At 63.3% G+C, this 294-nt stretch carries 1 pseudogene; it reads right to left on the bottom strand.

Features of this window, described 5'->3' with window-relative positions:
- Nucleotides 1-294: pseudogene (locus tag EN804_RS36375) on the bottom strand (3-oxoacyl-ACP synthase); the annotation flags it as partial.

Here is a 294-nt window from a genome sequence, read left to right as displayed (position 1 = left end):
CGGCGATGGGTACGGACAAAACCATCCGCGAGGGTGAGCGCATAAAGAAAACCGGAACAGGCGCCAGCAAGATCGATCGCACCGGAGCGCGTCAAACCGAGCCTGTGTGCCAGCAGCGGCGCGGAAGGCGGCAGAAGATGGTCCGGCGTGGAGGTGGCAAGCAGCGTAAGCGCAATGTTATCGGGATCGATCTTGGCATCCGCCAGCGCCATCCGGCCCGCCTTTTCCGCAAGACCACTCAGCGTGTCGTCCTTCTCTGCCCAATAACGGGAGCGAATGCCGGTGCGCCGCTCG

It is taken from the genome of Mesorhizobium sp. M8A.F.Ca.ET.161.01.1.1, from assembly GCF_004792105.1.
Lineage (GTDB): Bacteria > Pseudomonadota > Alphaproteobacteria > Rhizobiales > Rhizobiaceae > Mesorhizobium.
The sequence above is the reverse complement of the archived record's forward strand: the minus strand, read 5'-3'. Positions and strand labels throughout refer to the sequence as shown.